A 16,966-nucleotide genomic window follows, 5' to 3' on the forward strand; every position below is an offset into this window, starting at 1 on the left:
GGCATGGATCGGTAGACTTCCGCGGGGCGGCCGTGCCGCCCGTCGCACGTCGTCGGCACGGGGCATCCGCCCGGTCGCGGTCGTGCGTCGCTCCCCGAGACGCAAGCGAGGAAGACCCGCATGACTTCGTTCCGAAGCTTCGACCCGGTCGCGCCGATCGCCGACGAGACGATCGCGCGCTTCGCGGGCCAGGTGCCCGCCGAGGTCGCCGACGCCTGGCGCCGGTACGGCGCCGGGGTGGTCGGCGGCGACGGGTTCTTCCGCTTCGTCGACCCGGCGCGCGCCGAGCAGATGCTCGACGGCGTGCTCGGCCTGCCCGAGGGCGCGACGGTGCTGTTCACGACCGCACTCGGCGACCTCGTCGTGCACGCCAATGGCCTGTACCTCGTGGTGAAGCCCCGCTGGGGCGCCGTCGACGTGATCGAGGGCCTGGGCTTCGACGCCCTCGTCGCGGGCATCGAGGACGCGGCCGAGCGCGAGCGCGCGTGGGAGTGGGAGCCGTATCCCGCCGCGCGCGACCGCGACGGCGTGCCCGGGTTCGAGCAGTGCTTCGGCTTCGTGCCCCTCCTCGCCCTCGGCGGCCCGAACACCGCCGATCACCTCCAGCTCGGCGGGCTCTGGGAGCACTTGGCGCTCATCGTCCAGCTCGCGGGGGTGCCGCAGGTGCGGCGCGTGATCGCCTTCGGCGCCGGCGGAGCGGATGCCTCCGGCGCGGCCCAGGGTCGCGACCGGCTCGTCGAGGTGGGCCGCGAGCTCTTCGCGCGGCTCACGCAGGATCCGCAGCTCACGATCATCGACCTGCCCGACGGCCTCGGGGTCTGCCTCGTGCACGCGGTCCGCGGCGGCGGCAAGATCTACGTGGCGCCCGACGAGACCGTCCTCTTCGTGGGCTCGGCGGTCGACTACGAGGCGGGCCTCGGCGCATTCCGCGACGGCGTGCGCACCCCGCGCGAGAAGTTCGAGCTGAACGGCGGCGCCCGATGAGCGACACCCTGGCCGAGCGCTGCGAGCGGCTCCGCGAACCCGTCACCGCCCTCGTGGCCGTCAGCATCTCCTCGACGCTGCGTCCGCAGGACCTCCCCGAGCTCACCCGGTCGATCGCGGCCGTGCGGTCGATCCTCGCCGAGGACCCGAGCGGGCTCCCGCAGGGTGCGTTCACCCAGTGGGTGCCGACGGCGCTGCGGAACCTCGACCGCATGCAGGAGGCGGTCGACCAAGGGGACGCGGCGGCGTCCTACGCGATCCTCACGGACGCGAACGAGGGCTTCATCCGGCTGACGGTCGGCTGCGCCGGCTTCCCCGGGTGGGGCACCGACGGCGAGGGCTGAACCGGCCGAACGCGCTCGGCAGCGACGAGCTCATCGACGATGACGACCAGGAGACGTGACGCGTGGTGACGCCCGATGCCTGATATCGAGGCGCTCGCGGCCGATCCGAGGATGGTGGCCGCGCTCTCGGCCGCGAACTGCGCACGGTTCGACTGGCATGAGGCGCTCCTCGCCGTCGGCGACATGGAGGTGCTCTACCTGGTTCGGGCTGTCGACGGGCGGTACTCGCTGAACCTCACGTCCCGATCGTCGGCTGAGCGCGAGCTCGCCAGGGCGGATGAGCTCGAACTGGTCGTCGACTACCTTCGGTTCCTGCTGCGGTCGGATGTGCGGGTCGTGGACCGAGGAGACGTCGTGCCGCCGGGCTTCCGGATCGCTGCCTGCGATCGCGAACTGACGCTGATCCGCGACGACGACGACGACGACGACGACGATGACGACGGCGGCGGCGGCGGATGGCGGATCTCCGTGCCGGACCGCATCGGCGCTCGCAGGGGGCTCATCGCGTTCGCGGTCGAAGGGCGCGACCGCTGACCTGTTCGCGCGAGCGGCCCCTGGAGCCGGCAGAGCCGGCCGGGCCGGCCGGGCCGGGCCGCGCCGATCAGCCGCGCAGGAACGGGTCGAGGAAGCCCTTGACCGCGGCCGGCGTCGCCGGGTTCTTGAATCCGTCGAGGGGCACCTCGCGGAGGGCGACGAACGCGTTCTCACGCAGCACGGCGACGGGCAGGGGCTGCCACGACCCGTCCACCTTGGCGCTCACGGTGCCGTAGGCGACGCCGTCGGCCTTCGCGATCCACAGCCCGCAGACCACCTGGCCGCGGCCGACGGGCAGCGGCAGGTAGTCGCGGGGGTCGCCGGTCTGGAACCGGGCGAGCATGACCGCCGCCTCGTGCGCCGGCAGCCGGAGCTCCTGGCCGGTGAGCTTGCGCAGGCGGGTGCCGGTGGCGACCCGCTCCCAGCTCGTCGACGAGGTCGCCAGCAGGAAGACGCCGTAGGCGGCCGCGGCGACGCCCAGGATGACGACGCCCGGGGCGACGAGGTCGCGCCCGCCCGCCCGGCGGCCCTGCCAGGACGCGGCGACCTCGAGGAGCCACGCGTAGTTCGCGACGGCGAGGATCGCCATCAGCGCGCCGGCCGCGATGAGCACGATCGACCACGTCGTCTTCGCCTGCGACCGCACCTGGCGCAGTTCATCGGGCAGCGTGGTGAAGGGGAGCTCGATCGGGTCGATCTTGGCCATGTCGGTCGTCCTCGGAGTCAGGGTCGGAATTGCGGGTTCAGCTCGCCGACGGCGTCGGCCACTTGTGGTCGAGCATCGGGTTCTTCCAGTTGAAGTAGTCGAAGACGCCGGTGAAGCGCGCGGTCGGGATGCCCCGCCGCAGTGCCGCGTCCATGAGCACCTGCGCCGACTGCTGGGCGGTGCCCTCGTCGACGACGGCGTCGACGAGCATCGGGATGAGTCCGCGGCGCACCCCGTCGAACGGGTCCCACACGCTCACCCGCTCGGCGCCCGGCGCACCGCCGAAGGCCTGCTTGAGCGCCTGGCCGTCGCGCACCCCGAGCTCGCAGAGCAGGGTGCCGCTGCCGGCGTTGAGGGCGGCGGTGGCGAAGAGGCCCGAGAGCGGGATGCGCTGCAGCCGGGCCGACCGGCCGCGGTCGTCGAGCACCCCGACGAACACGATCTCCGACCACGGCACGAGTGGGGCTCCACCCATCCGCACGCCGGCGTCGGTCACCTCGAAGGCGAGGTCGCCGCCCGCGGCGAGGAGCCGCTGGGCGCGGCCCCGCTGCACGGACGTGACGATGGAGAGCACGCAGGCGAGCACGCCCAGCACGGCGAGCACCGTGATCGGCCACCACATGCCGTCGACGATCGACGTGACGACGCCGACCACGAGGGCGACGCCGAGGAGGGCGCTGCCGGCCACGATGCCGGTGTTCCAGCGCCTGGCACGCGACACCTTCGCGTGGTCGACGCGCGCGACGTACCCCGACATGGCTCCTCATCCCGGCGCGCGGTCGGCGCCCCGGCGAGCATAGCCGACGGGTCGCGCGGGCACCCGCCCGCCGGGTGCGGCTCGTCGGGTCAGGCGGTGAGGTAGGCGCGGGCCGCGCGCTCGGCGTCGGCGGATGCCTCGAACCACCCCTGCGGCACGGCGTGCGTCTCCGCCTCGACGAAGACCCGCCGCAGCAGCGACAGGATCGCCCGCTCGCCGGTCGCGGCGTCCACGTCGACGGTGAGCACGCCCCGGCGCATGCCGGCGCCCGCGGATCGCGTGGCGCGGGGCATCCGTACGCCGGCGCTCGCGACGCGGGCGAACCGCACGCTCACCGCGTCGGCGTCGTCGACGACGAACTCGAGCCGGAGCGGCGCGGCCGGGGTCGCGCGGCGGAGCCACCCGCGGGGGGCGGGCGGCAGGGCGCGCTCGTCCACGACGGCGACGTGGCGCACCTCGGCCCAGGCGAGGTCGACGCCGTCGATGGAGACCCCTGCGGAGGTGACGACGAGGGACGGGCGGGATGGCTGAGCTTCGGGTAGAAGGTCGGGCATGCGCTCAGTGAACCACTCCGAGCCGGTCCCCGAGTAGACCCGGACGGAGGTTCCGCCCGCTCGACGAAGCCGGGTACGTCGTGGGGGCCGCGCGTAGGCTCTGAGCATGGACCAGCGGACCGGCCCGTGGGTGGTCGCGGGCCTCGCGGCGGCGCTCGACCTCGCGCTCGTGGTGTGCGCGTTCGGCCTGGTGAGCCTCGCGGCCGACGTGGACGTCGTGTCGGATCCCTCCGTCGGCCTCCTCGTGGCGCCGACGGGGGTCGGGGCATCCGTGCTCGCCGTGCTCGTCGTGCTCGGGTTCCGGCTGCGCCACCCCGAGCGGATGGGCGCGACCGTGCTGCTCGTCGCCGTCGCGAGCTGGCTCGCGCTCGTCCAGGGTGCGGTCGTCGCGCACCTGCTGACCACGACCGGGGCGGTCGGTGCGAGCGTCGGGTTCGGCGTGGGCCTCGGCATCGGATGGTTCGGGCTGCTGGTGCCCGTGCTCGCGGCGCTCGTGGCGTCGCTCGCGGTGCTGGTCGCGCGGGGGAACGCGGCCGGGATGGAACGTCCCCGCTGGCCGTGGGAGAAGGACGAGGACGAGTAGGGTGAACGGCGTGGAGGGCTCGGTCGAGGCGCGCGTGAGCCACGAGGTCGACAGCTGGCTGCGCTGGCTGCCGCGGTGGCGGCCGGGCACGCACCGGGCCCGCGTGCGGCTGTGCCAGAAGTGCTTCGGCTCGCCGTTGCTCGCCGCAGCCGGGCTCGACGTCGACGTGCCGCACCCCGTGCAGCACGCGTTCTCGATGCGGATGAAGGGCGTCATCGACGCCGCGGTCGACGACTACACCGCCAGGAACCTGCCGATGCTGCACCGCGAGATCCGCCTGGCCGAGGAGCGGAAGGCCAGGCGGCCGTACCGGGCGGGGAGGGGCTCGACCCCGAGTTCCTCGGGCTCGAGCTCGACCCCGAGCCGGTGCCCGACCAGCCGTTCCTGTTCACCCTCACCGGCCTCGAGGCGGATGCCGCGGCCGAGTCCGCCGAGCCCGCCCCGCGCCCGTTCACGCCGGAGGAGAAGGAGGCGCTCCGCGAGGAGGTGCGCCTCGCCGACGAATTCGCGAAGCAGCTCGGGCGCCGCATCTGCGTCGAGCTGGGCCAGCACCGCTACCGCATCGCGAACGCCGTCGAACGGCTCGTCGAGCCCCAGGTCGCCGAGCTCCTCGCCGACCTCGACCGCGAGCTCGACGCCCCCGGGTGGCCGGGCTGAATCCGGCCGTGGCGAGCGGGGCGAACGCCCTCGGCGAACATCGGCCCGTGGCATCCGCCCTCATTTGACCCGCGCGTTACGCCCGATTACCATAGATCGGGTGTGCGCGTTGTCGCGCGCCTGATGCCGTGCCCGGTTCCCGGGACCGGCCGCAGGAGTTCGCACGTCGCACACGCAGGGCATCCGGCGCCACCGCCGGAACGCCCCCACGGCATACCCACCACATACAGCGCAGCGGTTCCGCTGCGCCGGCGGGTCGTGATGTGAAACCCATCAGCTGTCACCGTGCAGCACAACAAGGAGATGCAGTGCCAACCATTCAGCAGTTGGTCCGCAAGGGTCGCTCGCCCAAGGTCTCGAAGACCAAGGCGCCCGCCCTGAAGGCCAACCCCCAGCAGCGCGGCGTGTGCACGCGTGTGTACACCACCACCCCGAAGAAGCCGAACTCCGCGCTCCGCAAGGTCGCCCGTGTGAAGCTCTCCAACGGCACCGAGGTCACCGCCTACATCCCCGGTGAGGGCCACAACCTGCAGGAGCACTCGATGGTGCTCGTTCGCGGCGGTCGTGTGAAGGACCTCCCGGGTGTCCGCTACAAGATCATCCGCGGTGCGCTCGACACGCAGGCCGTGAAGAACCGCAAGCAGGCTCGTAGCCGCTACGGCGCGAAGATGGAGAAGAAGTAATGCCTCGCAAGGGTCCCGCTCCGAAGCGCCCCGTCGTCGCCGACCCGGTCTACGGTTCGCCGGTCGTCAGCCAGCTCGTCAACAAGATCCTCATCGACGGCAAGAAGGACCTCGCCCAGCGCATCGTCTACGAGGCGCTCGAGAACGTGGCGAACAAGTCCGGCCAGGACGCCGTCGCGGTCCTGAAGAAGGCCCTCGACAACGTGCGCCCGACCCTCGAGGTCCGGTCGCGCCGCGTCGGCGGCTCGACCTACCAGGTCCCCGTCGAGGTCAAGCCGCACCGTGCGAACACCCTGGCGCTGCGCTGGCTCACCAGCTACGCCAAGGCTCGCCGCGAGAAGACCATGACCGAGCGTCTCACCAACGAGATCCTCGACGCCTCGAACGGCCTGGGTGCCGCGGTCAAGCGCCGCGAGGACACCCACAAGATGGCCGAGTCGAACCGCGCCTTCGCCCACTACCGCTGGTAGTCGGCCGGGCGGATGCCTCGGGCGCGCTGTGCGCGAGGCATCCGCCCTCCCCCTCGTTCGTTCCTGACCCATTCGGAGGAACCCCGTGGCACAAGACGTGCTCACCGACCTGAGCAAGGTCCGCAACATCGGCATCATGGCGCACATCGATGCCGGCAAGACCACCACCACCGAGCGCATCCTGTTCTACACGGGCGTCAACCACAAGCTCGGCGAGACGCACGACGGCGCCTCGACGACCGACTGGATGGAGCAGGAGAAGGAGCGCGGCATCACGATCACGTCTGCCGCCGTGACCTGCTTCTGGAACAAGAACCAGATCAACATCATCGACACGCCCGGCCACGTCGACTTCACCGTCGAGGTGGAGCGCTCGCTGCGCGTGCTCGACGGCGCGGTCGCCGTGTTCGACGGCAAGGAGGGCGTCGAGCCCCAGTCCGAGACCGTCTGGCGCCAGGCCGACAAGTACAACGTCCCCCGCATCTGCTTCGTCAACAAGATGGACAAGCTGGGCGCGGACTTCTACTTCACCGTCGACACGATCATCTCGCGCCTCGGCGCGAAGCCGCTCGTGCTGCAGCTCCCGATCGGCGCCGAGAACGACTTCGTCGGCGTCATCGACCTCATCGAGATGCGCGCCCTCGTGTGGCCCGGCGACGCCAAGGGCGACGTGACCATGGGCGCCAAGTACGAGGTCCAGGAGATCCCGGCCGACCTCAAGGAGAAGGCGGACGAGTACCGTCACGCCCTCCTCGAGACCGTCGCCGAGTCCGACGACGCGCTGCTCGAGAAGTACTTCGGCGGCGAGGAGCTCACGGTCGCGGAGATCAAGGGCGCCATCCGCAAGATGGTCGTCAACTCCGAGATCTACCCGGTGCTCTGCGGCTCGGCGTTCAAGAACCGCGGCGTCCAGCCCATGCTCGACGCGGTCGTCGACTACCTGCCGTCGCCGCTCGACGTGCCGGCCATCGAGGGCCGCAACCCGCGCAACGAGGAAGAGGTCATCGAGCGTCACCCCGACGCGAACGACCCGTTCTCGGCGCTCGCGTTCAAGGTCGCGGTGCACCCGTTCTTCGGTCGCCTCACCTACGTCCGCGTGTACTCGGGCCAGCTCGACTCCGGCGCCCAGGTCGTCAACTCGACCAAGGGCAAGAAGGAGCGCATCGGGAAGATCTTCCAGATGCACGCCAACAAGGAGAACCCGGTCGACTCGGTCACCGCGGGCAACATCTACGCGGTCATCGGCCTCAAGGACACCACCACCGGTGACACCCTGTGCGACCCGGACAACCAGGTCGTCCTCGAGTCGATGACGTTCCCGGAGCCGGTCATCGAGGTCGCCATCGAGCCGAAGACCAAGGCCGACCAGGAGAAGCTGGGCACCGCGATCCAGAAGCTCGCCGAGGAGGACCCGACCTTCCGCACCGAGCTCAACCCCGAAACCGGCCAGACGGTCATCAAGGGCATGGGCGAGCTGCACCTCGACATCCTCGTGGACCGCATGAAGCGCGAGTTCAAGGTCGAGGCGAACGTCGGCAAGCCGCAGGTCGCGTACCGCGAGACGATCCGCAAGACCGTCGAGCGCCACGACTACACCCACAAGAAGCAGACGGGTGGCTCCGGCCAGTTCGCGAAGATCCAGTTCAAGCTGGAGCCGCTCGAGGTCGAGGGCGACAAGACGTACGAGTTCGTCAACGCCGTGACCGGTGGTCGCGTGCCGCGCGAGTACATCCCCTCGGTCGACGCGGGCTTCCAGGACGCCATGCAGTACGGCGTGCTGGCCGGCTTCCCGCTCGTGGGCGTCAAGGCGACCCTCGTCGACGGTGCGTCCCACGACGTCGACTCCTCGGAGATGGCGTTCAAGATCGCCGGTTCGATGGGCTTCAAGGAGGCCGCTCGGAAGGCGAGCCCCGTTCTGCTCGAGCCGCTGATGAGCGTCGAGGTCCGTACTCCCGAGGAGTACATGGGCGACGTCATCGGCGACCTGAACTCGCGTCGCGGCCAGATCCAGTCCATGGAGGACGCTGCCGGCGTGAAGGTCGTGCGTGCGCACGTCCCGCTCTCGGAGATGTTCGGCTACATCGGCGACCTGCGGTCCAAGACCTCGGGCCGCGCCGTGTACTCGATGGAGTTCGAGAGCTACGCGGAGGTCCCGAAGGCTGTCGCCGACGAGATCGTCCAGAAGAACAAGGGCGAATAGCCCTCGACGCACGACCCAGCCGGGTCGCGTAACATAACAACAAACCCCTGCAGACTACCGAGCGCAATCCGGTGCCCGGCGGTTCTGCACGAAGTCCTGAGGAGGACCCCAAGTGGCTAAGGCCAAGTTCGAGCGGACCAAGCCGCACGTCAACATCGGCACCATCGGGCACGTCGACCACGGTAAGACGACGCTGACCGCCGCCATCTCCAAGGTGCTCGCCGACAAGTACCCGTCGGCCACCAACGTGCAGCGCGACTTCGCGTCGATCGACTCGGCTCCCGAGGAGCGCCAGCGCGGCATCACGATCAACATCTCGCACGTCGAGTACGAGACGCCGAAGCGCCACTACGCGCACGTCGACGCCCCGGGTCACGCCGACTACATCAAGAACATGATCACCGGTGCGGCTCAGATGGACGGCGCGATCCTCGTGGTCGCGGCGACCGACGGCCCGATGGCCCAGACGCGTGAGCACGTGCTGCTCGCCAAGCAGGTCGGCGTGCCGTACCTGCTGGTCGCGCTGAACAAGTCCGACATGGTGGACGACGAGGAGATCCTGGAGCTCGTCGAGCTCGAGGTCCGCGAGCTGCTCTCGTCGCAGGGCTTCCCCGGCGACGACGCTCCGGTCGTGCGCGTCTCGGGCCTCAAGGCGCTCGAGGGCGACGAGAAGTGGGTCCAGTCGGTCCTCGACCTCATGGACGCCGTCGACGAGTCCGTTCCGGACCCGGTGCGCGACCGCGACAAGCCGTTCCTCATGCCGATCGAGGACGTCTTCACGATCACCGGCCGTGGCACGGTCGTCACGGGCCGCGCCGAGCGTGGCACGCTGAAGATCAACTCCGAGGTCGAGATCGTCGGCATCCGCCCGACGCAGAAGACCACCGTCACGGGCATCGAGATGTTCCACAAGCAGCTCGACGAGGCCTGGGCCGGCGAGAACTGCGGTCTCCTGCTCCGCGGCACCAAGCGCGAGGACGTCGAGCGCGGCCAGGTCGTCGTGGCGCCGGGTTCGGTCACCCCCCACACGAACTTCGAGGGCACTGCCTACATCCTCTCGAAGGACGAGGGCGGCCGTCACAACCCGTTCTACGCGAACTACCGTCCGCAGTTCTACTTCCGCACCACGGACGTCACCGGCGTCATCACGCTGCCCGAGGGCACCGAGATGGTCATGCCCGGCGACACCACCGACATGACGGTCGAGCTGATCCAGCCGATCGCCATGGAGGAGGGCCTCGGCTACGCCATCCGCGAGGGTGGCCGCACGGTCGGTGCCGGTACGGTCACCAAGATCATCAAGTAAGTCCGCTTACTTCGATCTCCTGAGAGGGGTCGGGCCTTCGGGCCCGGCCCCTCTCGGTGTCTCCGGGCGACCGGGTGTCCCGAATACCGGCCCCCTACCTAGGGGTACCCTGTCAATCCCTCCCTGAAACTCGTCGACCGGGTTAGCGTCGAATCGATGGCACCCCCCGACCGAACCGACCTCCGTGCCGGCCTTCGGCCCGAGATCCAGGCACTGCGAGCCCTCGCGGTGTGCGCCGTCGTGCTGCACCACGGCTGGCCCGCGGTCGCGCCGGCGGGCTACATGGGCGTCGACGTGTTCTTCGTGTGTCGGGATTCCTCATCACCGCGCACCTCCTGCGGGAGGCCGACCGCACCGGACGCATCTCGCTGCGGACCTTCTACCTGCGCCGTGCGCGACGCATCCTGCCGGCCGCGACGGCCGTGCTCGTCGTCGTGTCGGCCCTCACCCTACTGCTCGTGCCGGTGCGGCAGTGGACCGCCTGGTTCCGCGAGATCGTCGCGAGCGCGCTCTACGTCGAGAACTGGCAGCTGCTCATCGCCTCGCAGGACCCGGCGACCGCCGACCTGCGGTCGACGCCGGTGCAGCACTACTGGTCGCTGTCGGTCGAGGAGCAGTTCTACCTCGTCTGGCCGCTGCTCATCATCCTCGCGCTGTGGCTGGCGGCCCGGCGCGGCACGGATGCCTCGCGCTGGATGCTCCTCGTGCTCGTCCCGGTGTCCGTCGCGTCCTTCGCGCTGTCGCTCGCGCTGACGGCCGACGACCACAACCTCGCGTACTTCTCGACGCTCGCGCGCGCGTGGGAGTTCGGCGCCGGCGCGATCCTCGCGGTGGTGCTCGCCCGCCGCGGCGCGGCGGGCGGCCTCGAGGCCGCCGGTGTCCCGGGCCGGCGCGACGGGCTCCGCGCCGCCGCGGCCTGGGCCGGGCTCGCCGCAGTCGTGCTGCCGATCGTGCTGTTCACCGACGCCGAGGCCTTCCCCGGCGCGGTCGTGCTGCTGCCGGTCGTGGGCACGGCGGTGGTGATCCTGGTCGGGATGCCCCGCACGGCATGGTCGCCCGCACGGGCGATGGCGCTCCGACCGGTGCAGTGGACGGGCGACGTCTCCTACTCGCTGTACCTCTGGCACTGGCCCGTCCTGATGTTCGCGCCGTACCTGACCGGCATGCCGAGCCCGCCGTGGCTGATGGTGCTCCTCGTCGCCCTGTCCTTCGCGATCGCCGGCGCGTCGAAGCGGTGGATCGAGGACCCGTTCCGGCGTCGCGCCGGCCGCGTGCCGGTCGGGCGGCCGGCGGTCCTGCTCGGGGCCGTCTCAGTGGGTATGGCGGCCGTCCTCACGGCGGGCGCGATCGCCCCGGGAGTGGCCGCCGAGCACCGCCTCGCCTGCGAGAAGAACCGCGAGGACGGGCCCCGTTCGGACCGCGATCGGTGAGGCATCCTGCGACGTCGCTGGGAGTCCGGGCGTGCGCGACACGCCCGGGTTGCAGCACCTTGCCCACTATGGCAAACTTGATGAGTTCGACATTCCGTCGGTCGTGCGTCGCCGTGCTCCCGACGGATCACTGCCAGGCAGTGCATAGCCACCGAGTCCACGTGACCGGGTCAGGCTAGGCCGCGGGCAGCAGAACCGACAAACCGACTCCCACCGCACACGGGGAAACCCGTGTGCATCCGCGCGGGCGAGAGCCAGTGCGGGGGAGTCGTGGCTCGAAGGTCGAGCGTGTCGAGGCCATCGCGGCTGTGTGCACACAGAGCAGCGGGGTGCCTTCGACAGGCTCGATCAACAGCCGTTGACAGCAGAACAGTGGTGCTCCACATAAGCAGTGCTACGCGGCGTCCAATGCCCTCGGAAGGGGTACGACGCCTTGACAGAGAGAGAGTCAGCAATGGCGGGACAGAAGATCCGCATTCGTCTGAAGTCGTATGACCACGAGGTCATCGACACCTCGGCGCGCAAGATCGTCGACACGGTGACCCGCGCGGGCGCCACGGTCGTCGGCCCCGTGCCGCTTCCGACCGAGAAGAACGTGGTGTGCGTCATCCGCTCGCCCCACAAGTACAAGGACAGCCGCGAGCACTTCGAGATGCGCACCCACAAGCGCCTCATCGACATCGTGGACCCGACGCCGAAGGCCGTCGACTCGCTCATGCGCCTCGACCTCCCGGCCGACGTCAACATCGAGATCAAGCTCTGAGGTAGATGATGTCCGCTGCTACGAAGAACGTGAAGGGCCTGCTCGGCACCAAGCTGGGCATGACCCAGGTCTGGGACGAGGGCAACAAGCTCATCCCCGTGACCGTCATCGAGATCGCCCCCAACGTGGTCACCCAGCTCCGCACCGTCGAGAAGGACGGCTACGAGGCCGTGCAGATCGCCGCCGGCGCCATCGACCCGCGCAAGGTCAACCAGCCCGCGGCCGGCCACTTCGCCGCCGCCGGCGTGACCCCGCGCCGTCACCTCGCCGAGGTCCGCACCGCCGACGCCGCGTCGTACGCGCTCGGCCAGGAGCTCACCGTCGAGAGCGCCTTCGAGGCCGGCCAGCTGGTCGACGTCGTCGGCACCTCGAAGGGCAAGGGCTTCGCCGGTGTCATGAAGCGCCACAACTTCAAGGGCGTCTCCGCCTCGCACGGTTCGCACCGCAACCACCGCAAGCCCGGTTCGATCGGCGCCTCGTCGACCCCGAGCCGCGTGTTCAAGGGCATGCGCATGGCCGGTCGCATGGGTGGCGAGCGCGTCACCGTCCTCAACCTCCGCGTGCACGCCGTCGACGCCGAGAAGGGCCTGCTGCTCGTCAAGGGCGCGGTTCCCGGTGCTCGCGGTCGTCTCGTGTTCGTCCGCAACGCTGTGAAGGGGGCGTAGTCCATGGCTACCGCCAACACCATCGACGTCCTCGACGCGACCGGCAAGAAGTCCGGCTCGATCGAGCTGCCCGCCGACATCTTCGACGTGCAGACCAACGTCCCGCTCATCCACCAGGTCGTGACCGCCCAGCGCGCCGCCGCGCGCCAGGGCACCCACAAGACCAAGAACCGCGGTGAGGTCTCGGGCGCCGGTCGCAAGCCGTTCAAGCAGAAGGGCACCGGCCGTTCGCGCCAGGGCTCGGTCCGCGCGCCGGAGCACACCGGCGGTGGCGTGGTCCACGGCCCGACCCCGCGCGACTACTCGCAGCGGACCCCGAAGAAGATGATCGCCCAGGCGCTGCTCGGCTCGCTGAGCGACCGCGCCCGCGCCGGCCGCATCCACGCGGTCGAGTCCTTCTTCCAGGGCGACGCCCCGAAGACAAAGGACGCCGTCGCGCTCCTCGCGCAGGTCGCCCCGGCCAAGCGCTTCCTCGTGGTCCTCGACCGCGGGCAGGACCTCGACCTCCGCGCCGTCCGCAACATCGAGTCGGCGCACGTGCTGTCGTTCGACCAGCTCAACGCCTACGACGTGGTCGTCTCCGACGACATCGTCTTCAGCAAGGCCGCGCTCGAGGGCTTCATCGCCTCGAAGTCGGCGAAGAAGGAAGAGGTCTCCGCATGAGCGCCGCGCACAACAAGGACCCGCGCGACATCATCATCGCGCCCGTCGTCTCGGAGAAGAGCTACGGCCTGATCGACGAGGGCAAGTACACGTTCATCGTGGACCCCCGCTCGAACAAGACCGAGATCAAGCTCGCGATCGAGAAGATCTTCAACGTCCAGGTGGCGTCGATCAACACCCTGAACCGCCAGGGCAAGACCCGCCGCACCCGCTTCGGGACCGGCAAGCGCAAGGACACCAAGCGCGCGATCGTCACCCTCAAGTCCGGCTCGATCGACATCTTCACGGCCGTCGGCTAAGGAGCAGAGGAAACTCACATGGCTATTCGCAAGTACAAGCCCACGACCCCGGGTCGTCGCGGTTCCTCGGTCTCCGACTTCGCTGAGATCACCCGCTCGACCCCCGAGAAGTCGCTGCTGCGCCCCCTGTCGAAGACCGGTGGCCGCAACAACCAGGGTCGCATCACCACCCGTCACATCGGTGGCGGCCACAAGCGCCAGTACCGCGTCATCGACTTCCGTCGCAACGACAAGGACGGCGTGCCCGCCAAGGTCGCGCACATCGAGTACGACCCGAACCGCACTGCGCGCATCGCGCTGCTGCACTTCGCGGACGGCACCAAGCGCTACATCATCGCTCCGGACAAGCTCAAGCAGGGCGACCCGATCGAGTCGGGCCCCAACGCCGACATCAAGCCGGGCAACAACCTGCCGCTGCGCAACATCCCGACCGGTACCGTGATCCACGCGATCGAGCTCCGTCCCGGTGGCGGCGCGAAGATGGCCCGCTCCGCCGGCGCCTCGGTCCGCCTCGTCGCCAAGGACGGCCCCTACGCGCAGCTCCGCCTGCCGTCGGGCGAGATCCGCAACGTCGACGCGCGCTGCCGCGCCACCATCGGCGAGGTCGGCAACGCCGAGCAGTCGAACATCAACTGGGGCAAGGCCGGCCGCAACCGCTGGAAGGGCATCCGCCCGACCGTCCGCGGTGTCGCGATGAACCCGATCGACCACCCGCACGGTGGTGGTGAGGGCAAGACCTCCGGTGGTCGTCACCCGGTGAGCCCCTGGGGTCAGGCCGAGGGCCGCACCCGTCGCCCCAACAAGGAGAGCGACAAGCTCATCGTCCGTCGTCGCACCGTCGGCAAGAAGCGCAAGTAGGAGTAAGAGAAGATGCCTCGCAGTCTCAAGAAGGGCCCCTTCGTCGACGAGCACCTGCTTCGCAAGGTCGCCGTGCAGAACGAAGCCGGTTCGAAGAACGTCATCAAGACGTGGTCGCGTCGCTCGATGATCATCCCGGCCATGCTCGGGCACACGATCGCCGTGCACGACGGCCGCAAGCACATCCCGGTGTTCGTCACCGAGACCATGGTGGGCCACAAGCTCGGCGAGTTCGCGCCCACCCGCACCTTCCGTGGTCACGTGAAGGACGACAAGAAGGGCCGCCGCCGCTGACGCGGTGGTGTGAAGGAGGAAAGAAATGGTGGAGTCGATCGCCCGCGTGCGACACATCCGCGTCACCCCCCAGAAGGCTCGCCGCGTCGTCGACCTGATCCGCGGCAAGCAGGCTCAGGAGGCCCTGGCCATCCTGAAGTTCGCACCCCAGGGTGCGAGCGAGCCCGTGTACAAGCTCGTCGCCTCGGCCATCGCGAACGCTCGCGTCAAGGCCGATGCCACGAACACCTACCTGGACGAGCAGGACCTTTACATCTCGCGCGCATTCGTCGATGAGGGCACCACCCTCAAGCGTTTCCAGCCGCGCGCGCAGGGTCGTGCCTTCCGCATCAACAAGCGCACGAGCCACATCACCGTGGTCCTCGCCACGCCCGAGGAGGGTACGAAGTAATGGGTCAGAAGGTCAACCCGTACGGCTTCCGTCTCGGCATCACCACCGACCACGTGTCGCGGTGGTTCTCCGACTCGACGAAGCCCGGCCAGCGTTACGCCGACTACCTCGCCGAGGACGTGAAGATCCGTCGTCTGCTGCAGACGTCGCTCGACCGTGCCGGCGTGAGCCGCATCGAGATCGAGCGCACCCGCGACCGCGTCCGCGTGGACATCCACACGGCGCGCCCGGGCATCGTCATCGGTCGCCGCGGCGCCGAGGCCGAGCGCATCCGCGCCGACCTCGAGAAGCTCACCAAGAAGCAGATCCAGCTCAACATCCTCGAGGTCAAGAACCCCGAGGCCGACGCCCAGCTGGTCGCCCAGGGCATCGCCGAGCAGCTCTCCGCCCGTGTCGCGTTCCGTCGCGCCATGCGCAAGGGCCTGCAGGGCGCGCAGCGCGCCGGTGCCAAGGGCATCCGGATCCAGGTGTCGGGCCGTCTCGGCGGCGCCGAGATGAGCCGCTCGGAGTTCTACCGCGAGGGCCGCGTGCCCCTGCACACGCTCCGCGCGAACATCGACTACGGCTTCTACGAGGCCAAGACCACCTTCGGCCGCATCGGCGTGAAGGTCTGGATCTACAAGGGCGACATCACGAACAAGGAGCTCGCACGCGAGCAGGCGGCCCAGAAGCCGTCGCGTGAGCGTAGCGACCGTCCCCGCCGCGACCGTGCCCCGAAGGCCGAGCCGGTGGCAGCAGGAGTTGAGGCATAAACCATGTTGATTCCCCGTCGAGTCAAGTACCGCAAGCAGCACCACCCCGGCCGTTCGGGCCAGGCCACCGGCGGCACGAAGGTCACCTTCGGCGAGTTCGGCATCCAGGCCCTGACCCCCGCCTACGTGACGAACCGTCAGATCGAGTCCGCTCGTATCGCGATGACCCGTCACATCAAGCGTGGCGGCAAGGTGTGGATCAACATCTACCCGGACCGTCCGCTCACGAAGAAGCCGGCCGAAACCCGAATGGGTTCCGGTAAGGGTTCGCCCGAGTGGTGGGTCGCCAACGTCAAGCCGGGTCGAGTCCTCTTCGAGGTCTCCGGCGTCTCCGAGCAGCTCGCTCGCGAGGCCATGACCCGTGCCATCCACAAGCTGCCCCTCAAGGCACGCATCATCAAGCGCGAGGAGGGCGACGCATAATGGCCGTCGGAACCAAGGGGCTCGAGTCCGTCGAGCTCGACACGTTTGAAGACGAGCGTCTCGTCGACGAGCTGAAGAAGGCCAAGGAGGAGCTGTTCAACCTGCGCTTCCAGTCGGCCACCGGCCAGCTCGAGAGCCACGGCCGCCTGCGCGCCGTGAAGAAGGACATCGCCCGCATCTACACGGTCATCCGTGAGCGCGAGCTCGGCATCCGTGCGACGCCGGCCCCGGTCGAGGCGCCCGCCAAGGCCGAGAAGAAGACGAAGAAGGCCAAGGCCGAGGCGACTGTGCAGACTGACAGTGGCCCGGCTGAGGTCGCAGAGACGAAGGAGGCCTGATCATGGCTGAGACCAAGAAGGCCCCCGAGGCCGAGGTCACCGCTGAGGCCACCGAGGCTCGCGGCTACCGCAAGGTGCGTCGCGGCTACGTCGTCAGCGACAAGATGGAGAAGACCATCGTCGTCGAGGTCGAGGACCGCGTGAAGCACCCGCTCTACGGCAAGGTCATCCGCCGCACCTCGAAGGTGAAGGCGCACGACGAGCAGAACACCGCCGGCATCGGCGACCTGGTCGTCATCTCCGAGACCCGTCCGCTGAGCGCCACCAAGCGCTGGCGGCTCGTCGAGATCGTCGAGAAGGCCAAGTAGGCCC

24 protein-coding genes are annotated in these 16,966 nt (G+C 69.6%); 21 read left to right on the forward strand and 3 right to left on the reverse strand.

Annotation, left to right across the window (positions count from 1 at the left end):
- Window positions 1-120: 120 nt before the first annotated feature.
- From ACGGZK_RS08365 to ACGGZK_RS08375, 3 genes are all read left to right on the forward strand, one after another.
- The gene (locus ACGGZK_RS08365; protein WP_395245807.1) at window positions 121-984 is read left to right on the forward strand and encodes a T6SS immunity protein Tdi1 domain-containing protein; all 864 of its coding nucleotides are present in this window, start codon (window positions 121-123) and stop codon (window positions 982-984) included.
- On the forward strand, window positions 981-1,328 hold the full coding sequence (locus ACGGZK_RS08370) for a hypothetical protein (protein WP_395245808.1): 348 nt from the start codon (window positions 981-983) through the stop codon (window positions 1,326-1,328). The genes ACGGZK_RS08365 and ACGGZK_RS08370 overlap by 4 nt, the downstream gene beginning before the upstream one ends.
- A 75-nt stretch (window positions 1,329-1,403) precedes the next feature.
- Window positions 1,404-1,862, forward strand: coding sequence for a hypothetical protein (locus ACGGZK_RS08375; protein ID WP_395245809.1), 459 nt, complete (start codon window positions 1,404-1,406; stop codon window positions 1,860-1,862).
- Between the two features lie 67 nt (window positions 1,863-1,929).
- Here the strand turns inward: ACGGZK_RS08375 and ACGGZK_RS08380 are convergent, their stop codons facing one another.
- The 3 genes from ACGGZK_RS08380 to ACGGZK_RS08390 all read right to left on the reverse strand — a co-directional run bounded on the left by ACGGZK_RS08380 (window position 1,930) and on the right by ACGGZK_RS08390 (window position 3,879).
- A complete protein-coding gene (locus tag ACGGZK_RS08380; RefSeq protein ID WP_395245810.1) occupies window positions 1,930-2,568 on the reverse strand; it encodes a hypothetical protein in 639 nt (212 codons plus the stop codon).
- A 37-nt stretch (window positions 2,569-2,605) separates the two neighbouring features.
- Window positions 2,606-3,325 carry a hypothetical protein gene (locus ACGGZK_RS08385; RefSeq protein WP_395245811.1) on the reverse strand — a complete coding sequence of 240 codons (720 nt, stop codon included), beginning with the start codon at window positions 3,323-3,325 and terminating at the stop codon, window positions 2,606-2,608.
- 89 nt (window positions 3,326-3,414) lie between these two features.
- Window positions 3,415-3,879, reverse strand: coding sequence for a hypothetical protein (locus ACGGZK_RS08390; RefSeq protein ID WP_395245812.1), 465 nt, complete (start codon window positions 3,877-3,879; stop codon window positions 3,415-3,417).
- A gap of 106 nt (window positions 3,880-3,985) precedes the next feature.
- Here ACGGZK_RS08390 and ACGGZK_RS08395 point away from each other — a divergent pair, with 106 nt between their 5' ends.
- From ACGGZK_RS08395 to rpsQ, 18 genes are all read left to right on the forward strand, one after another.
- Window positions 3,986-4,462 (forward strand): hypothetical protein, encoded by a 477-nt coding sequence (locus ACGGZK_RS08395; protein ID WP_395245813.1) that lies wholly within the window; start codon window positions 3,986-3,988, stop codon window positions 4,460-4,462.
- 366 nt (window positions 4,463-4,828) lie between these two features.
- Entirely contained in the window at window positions 4,829-5,119 is a 291-nt protein-coding gene (locus tag ACGGZK_RS08400) for a hypothetical protein (protein WP_395245814.1), read from the forward strand.
- 308 nt (window positions 5,120-5,427) lie between these two features.
- Window positions 5,428-5,802: a 30S ribosomal protein S12 gene (rpsL, locus tag ACGGZK_RS08405; RefSeq protein ID WP_121477587.1), complete on the forward strand. Its 375-nt coding sequence runs from the start codon at window positions 5,428-5,430 to the stop codon at window positions 5,800-5,802.
- Complete coding sequence (rpsG, locus tag ACGGZK_RS08410) at window positions 5,802-6,272, forward strand: 30S ribosomal protein S7 (RefSeq protein WP_121477586.1); 471 nt, start codon at window positions 5,802-5,804, stop codon at window positions 6,270-6,272. Before rpsL ends, rpsG begins: the two co-directional genes overlap by 1 nt.
- 85 nt (window positions 6,273-6,357) lie before the next feature.
- Window positions 6,358-8,472 (forward strand): elongation factor G, encoded by a 2,115-nt coding sequence (gene fusA, locus ACGGZK_RS08415; RefSeq protein ID WP_395245815.1) that lies wholly within the window; start codon window positions 6,358-6,360, stop codon window positions 8,470-8,472.
- A 112-nt stretch (window positions 8,473-8,584) separates the two neighbouring features.
- Complete coding sequence (gene tuf, locus ACGGZK_RS08420; protein ID WP_395245816.1) at window positions 8,585-9,778, forward strand: elongation factor Tu; 1,194 nt, start codon at window positions 8,585-8,587, stop codon at window positions 9,776-9,778.
- 305 nt (window positions 9,779-10,083) lie between these two features.
- Window positions 10,084-11,208 (forward strand): acyltransferase family protein, encoded by a 1,125-nt coding sequence (locus ACGGZK_RS08425; RefSeq protein WP_395245817.1) that lies wholly within the window; start codon window positions 10,084-10,086, stop codon window positions 11,206-11,208.
- 454 nt (window positions 11,209-11,662) lie between these two features.
- Window positions 11,663-11,971: a 30S ribosomal protein S10 gene (gene rpsJ / locus ACGGZK_RS08430; RefSeq protein WP_017201594.1), complete on the forward strand. Its 309-nt coding sequence runs from the start codon at window positions 11,663-11,665 to the stop codon at window positions 11,969-11,971.
- A 5-nt stretch (window positions 11,972-11,976) separates the two neighbouring features.
- Window positions 11,977-12,636 (forward strand): 50S ribosomal protein L3, encoded by a 660-nt coding sequence (gene rplC / locus ACGGZK_RS08435; protein WP_395245818.1) that lies wholly within the window; start codon window positions 11,977-11,979, stop codon window positions 12,634-12,636.
- 3 nt (window positions 12,637-12,639) lie between these two features.
- Window positions 12,640-13,299, forward strand: a complete 660-nt coding sequence (rplD, locus tag ACGGZK_RS08440) for a 50S ribosomal protein L4 (protein ID WP_395245819.1) — start codon at window positions 12,640-12,642, stop codon at window positions 13,297-13,299.
- Window positions 13,296-13,598 carry a 50S ribosomal protein L23 gene (gene rplW / locus ACGGZK_RS08445; RefSeq protein ID WP_395245820.1) on the forward strand — a complete coding sequence of 101 codons (303 nt, stop codon included), beginning with the start codon at window positions 13,296-13,298 and terminating at the stop codon, window positions 13,596-13,598. Before rplD ends, rplW begins: the two co-directional genes overlap by 4 nt.
- Window positions 13,599-13,616: 18 nt before the next feature.
- Entirely contained in the window at window positions 13,617-14,456 is an 840-nt protein-coding gene (gene rplB, locus ACGGZK_RS08450; RefSeq protein ID WP_395245821.1) for a 50S ribosomal protein L2, read from the forward strand.
- A 12-nt stretch (window positions 14,457-14,468) separates the two neighbouring features.
- Window positions 14,469-14,750, forward strand: coding sequence for a 30S ribosomal protein S19 (rpsS, locus tag ACGGZK_RS08455; protein WP_121477579.1), 282 nt, complete (start codon window positions 14,469-14,471; stop codon window positions 14,748-14,750).
- A 25-nt stretch (window positions 14,751-14,775) separates the two neighbouring features.
- On the forward strand, window positions 14,776-15,141 hold the full coding sequence (gene rplV, locus ACGGZK_RS08460; RefSeq protein ID WP_395245822.1) for a 50S ribosomal protein L22: 366 nt from the start codon (window positions 14,776-14,778) through the stop codon (window positions 15,139-15,141).
- On the forward strand, window positions 15,141-15,893 hold the full coding sequence (gene rpsC / locus ACGGZK_RS08465; protein ID WP_395245823.1) for a 30S ribosomal protein S3: 753 nt from the start codon (window positions 15,141-15,143) through the stop codon (window positions 15,891-15,893). Before rplV ends, rpsC begins: the two co-directional genes overlap by 1 nt.
- Window positions 15,894-15,896: 3 nt before the next feature.
- Complete coding sequence (gene rplP / locus ACGGZK_RS08470) at window positions 15,897-16,316, forward strand: 50S ribosomal protein L16 (protein WP_350349155.1); 420 nt, start codon at window positions 15,897-15,899, stop codon at window positions 16,314-16,316.
- Complete coding sequence (gene rpmC / locus ACGGZK_RS08475; RefSeq protein WP_395245824.1) at window positions 16,316-16,654, forward strand: 50S ribosomal protein L29; 339 nt, start codon at window positions 16,316-16,318, stop codon at window positions 16,652-16,654. Before rplP ends, rpmC begins: the two co-directional genes overlap by 1 nt.
- Window positions 16,655-16,656: 2 nt before the next feature.
- Window positions 16,657-16,962 carry a 30S ribosomal protein S17 gene (gene rpsQ / locus ACGGZK_RS08480; protein WP_395245825.1) on the forward strand — a complete coding sequence of 102 codons (306 nt, stop codon included), beginning with the start codon at window positions 16,657-16,659 and terminating at the stop codon, window positions 16,960-16,962.
- The last annotated feature ends 4 nt before the right edge of the window (window positions 16,963-16,966 follow it).

Source organism: Agromyces sp. MMS24-K17 (assembly GCF_043950245.1).
Taxonomy (GTDB): domain Bacteria; phylum Actinomycetota; class Actinomycetes; order Actinomycetales; family Microbacteriaceae; genus Agromyces.